Source organism: Okeania sp. SIO2B9 (genome assembly GCF_010672505.1).
In the GTDB taxonomy this organism is placed as follows: Bacteria; Cyanobacteriota; Cyanobacteriia; order Cyanobacteriales; family Microcoleaceae; genus Okeania; species Okeania hirsuta.
In genome coordinates this window covers 1-4048 of sequence record NZ_JAAHGK010000707.1, presented here as the reverse complement: position 1 = coordinate 4048, position 4048 = coordinate 1, and the positions used below count along the sequence as shown (strand labels likewise).

General features: G+C 34.9%; 2 protein-coding genes. One reads left to right on the top strand and one right to left on the bottom strand.

The window, feature by feature from the left end; translation table 11 throughout:
- Window positions 1-124: 124 nt before the first annotated feature.
- Entirely contained in the window at window positions 125-3031 is a 2907-nt protein-coding gene (locus F6K13_RS22010; RefSeq protein WP_287238650.1) for a tetratricopeptide repeat protein, read from the bottom strand.
- Between the two features lie 606 nt (window positions 3032-3637).
- On the opposite strand from F6K13_RS22010, the gene F6K13_RS22005 reads away from it, so the two are divergent.
- Window positions 3638-4048: DUF4388 domain-containing protein (locus F6K13_RS22005; RefSeq protein ID WP_353735695.1), on the top strand; the 411-nt coding region annotated here is incomplete at its 3' end.

The window sequence follows — 4048 nt, the reverse complement described above, 5'->3', positions numbered from 1 at the left end:
TTTTCTATATTCCCTGTTCCCTGTTCCCTGTTCCCTATTCCCTGTTCCCTAGAGCAATAAACTTTGTACCTCATCAACTAGATAACTGCTGTAAGATTAATACCATACACTAATCCAGCAACGCCTAAAATCCATTTCCCATCAAGATAAATGATGACCAATAGTAAGGATTATTTGCTTCTTTATCCTTTCCAGTAATCATATTTATTTGAGCTTCCCGCAATGCTTCTGTTTTGCTTTTTCCTTCTTGTAAAACTGTGTAAAAAGTATTCATTAATTGAGCGGAATCATCATTAACTCGCCACAAGGAGGTAACTATTGCTTCAACTCCGGCATTTTGCATCTGATAACCAAAACCGACTATTTCTTCTCCATTACCTATTTGTCCACCAATGTTAGTTTCAGCAGCACTTAATACGACTAAATCTACATTGGGTAATGACCAACTTTCCATATCGCGCAGAGTAACACGATCGCCATCTCCAAATAATATAAAAGAGTCTTCTGGTTTCCCATTTCCTGTTTCTCCATTTAACAAGACAACGGGGGTATCTAAATGTACAATATTGTAGTCATTAAAACTACTAATTGTTGTTTCAGAACTAAATTCGCTGTTAACAAGTTTACGAGAGCCAGGAATTGTTTCTGTTAAATTTTCTACTAATTTTACTGTTGTTGGTGTTAATTCAACTTGGCGAGTTCCTACCTGAACTTTATAATTACCTTCGGTTAAAGCTGCTGCTAATACACGGGGTTGATTTTTCGGTTGAGTCTCAAAATTAGTTAGACTAGCTGCAATTATATTATTCACACCAAAACTTTCTACTAACCATTTTTCTCCGTCATAAAGTGCTGCTAAAGGAAGATAACGTAATTGATTGTCTGGTGCATAAATAATAGTATTGGCATTTGCTTTAATTAACTCATCTTCTATTGGTTTGATTAACCAATTATAGAGTTTTTCCGCAGAATCTTTGACATCTCCAACCGGAGTCAAAATTGTTAGCCGAAACTCAGCGATCGCCCCTTCAATTTCTTCTGCTTTTACTTCTACAGTTTTGTGTATAGGGTCGCCTTCTGCTTTGATTAATACTAATTCTAATTTATCTGCCAAAATTAACGGATAAAATAGCACTGTTCCAGGTAATTTTTGTAATTTTGCCTGCAAATTCTTAAATTCTGGAAAATCCGCTTTTAAGTTATTTTTGTCAATCTCTCGTTCTAAAATATCTGTTGTATCTTCAGTCATAATTTTTTCTTCAGCAGCTAATAGTTTAACTCCGGTTGCTGTTGCTTCATTCCCCTTAATATTCCCTAGATAATTATCTAATTCTTGAATTTTCAACAAATCTAATACTTGTTGAGCTTCCATAATACGTTCTTCTTGTAATAATAAACCTGCTAAATTTCGATAAATTTCTTCAGGCTTTTCTAAAAAACTTTTCTCACTTTCCTGACTTCGTATAGTTTCATTCAAATTAACAGCTTGCTTATAAAAAACCACTGCCAATTCTGGTTTTTCCTGAACTACCAATATAGTGCCTAACTGCTCATAAATTTTACCCTCCTTAACCCTTTCCTCACTCTCTTTATATATTGCCAATGCTTGTACTAAATTTTCTAAAGCTTGAGGATATTGTCTGAGCTGAAACATAGAATCTCCTATTCCTTCATAAGCCACAGCAACAGCATTTTTATCCTCCTTATCTGGTAAATTATTCAAAGCAAGTTTATGATAATTCAGAGCAATAGAATAATCGCCAGAACTATAATAAGCTTCACCCAAAGCATTAAAATTGGCAGCAATAACCGACTTTTCTCCTACTTCTTTATTTACAGGCAAAGCCTTTAGTAAAACTTGCTTGGCTTTATCATTTTCACCCAAACGGTTATAAACTTTCCCTAAACCAACAGTTGTTTTACCTTCCCCCGCCTTATCTTCTGCTTCCTGATAAAAAGCTAAACTTTGTTCATAAATTGATTGTGCTTTAGTATTTTCTCCTATCTCATAATAAGCATCACCCAAATAACTCAAAGCCTCTAATTGAGCAGTCTTATCCTCCGCAACTTTAGCAGCTTCTAACCCTTTTTCATAAACCTCTAATGCTTTATCTTCTTCTCCTTGCTTTTCATAAAGTTTCCCCATAAAACCATAAATTCGCCCCACACTTCTTTGGTCGCCAATACCTTCTAACATCGCCACAGCTTGCTGAAAATATTTAAGAGCTTCAGAATCTTCACCCTTTTCCCGATAGACAAAACCTATATTATTTAATAACCGACCAACTCCAGCATTATCATTAATTTCTCTACGCACAGTTAAAGCTTTTTGATATGTTTCCAAAGCTTTGTCATAATTACCCATCCGAAAGTAGACCACCCCCATATTATTGAGAGTACGTCCTCTATTTCGGCGATCGCCCACTTCTTCGCGAATGGTCAGCGCCTGTTCATAAAATTCAAGTGCTTGGTCAAGTTGTCCTTGACTGGCCTTAACCGCAGCAATATTATGTAATGACTCTCCTTCATTAGGTCGGTCCTTCACAGCTTGAGAAATATCTAAAGCCTCTTGATGTAGATTTAACGCTTGGGAAAATTCCCTCTGTCGTTGATAGGTAAAACCAATCAGGTTAAGAGTTTCCGATACCCCTGGGCGGTCGTTTATTTTTCGGCGAATAGTTAAAGCTTGTTGCAAAACATCTAAAGCTTGGGTATATTCCCTTTGGTTAACATAAACATTCCCCATATTATTCAGGGTTTGGGCAATTCCGGCCTGGTCCCCCAGCTCCTTACGAATTGCTAAAACTTTTTCGTAGTTTTCGAGGGCCTCATCAAACTTTCCTGTCCGAAATTGTTCCACACCTGTTTCAAATAACTTATCTGCTTCAGCCTTGGAGGCAGAAGATTCTGGGGAAGTTTCCACTTCGGGAGTTTGGGCCAAAATATTCGGGATATTTGCGATGGTAGGTACTGGGAAAAGAATAATAGCGATCGCGCTCAAGTAACTAAGGTAGAGATAGGAATTCTTCACTGTAGGAGTCCTCTAAAAAAGTCAAAAGTCAAAAGTCATGCATCGAGTGCGTAATTCTGAGGAAACCTCAGAATGTAAGACGCACTCAAGACAGTCAATCATTTTTGATTTGTAATTGTTTTAGGATTTTGTAACTGGTCAGTTATTTCCGCCATCCTGCACTAGTTAAAGACCATACAAACTTAATATGGCCATTTAGCATTATGGGTCTCACCCTATATGCTCTTAAAAGATATTTTGTACTATTTTGTCTCTCTTAGATTCTTGTTATGAGAAACTTTTGTTTACTAGGGAGTTGATTTCGGATGAGTAGGACTTAATACTATTTAAAAAAAAATTTTCAGTGTAAAATAAAAACTAATAAATTATAGAAATACATAAAATGATAGATTTATTTGCTGCTTTTTTATTCTTTTTTTTTTCTGGAAAATAATTCTGAAAATCGCATTTTTACATTGCCAACAAATTTCACTGGAAAATAGGAAATAATTTTGATTATAATTAGAATACTGTACTCAAAAATAGTCTAAAATATTTTCTGATACATCTATATTCTATAGTTTTTAATTTTTATTTCCCTAATTCTTGATTCAATTGGTATTAAAAATGAACAGTAATGAAAATAGGAAAAATCAACTTTTTAATTTGTTGCTCAATGAGGTTCCCGATCAATTTACAGGGAAGTTAGAAGTAAAAGGTTCTCAGAAAAGTTGGATAATATTCTTTTGTGTTGGTCGTCTAGTTTGGGCTACTGGAGGTGAACATCCTAACCGCAGATTTCATAGAATTTGGCATCAATTTTGCCCGAATATTTCTCTGGCTAATATGAAGTTACGAGAACATAATGATCTTAATTATTATTACTATCATCTTCTATCTATTTTATCTAGAAAAAAAGTATTAATTCAAAATCAAGTAAAAGCAGTTATAGTTGAGAACATCAAAGAAGTTGTATTTGATATTTTACAGCAGCAATCACAAGAGTTATTAGCTTATAATTTATCTCCAAAAGGATTG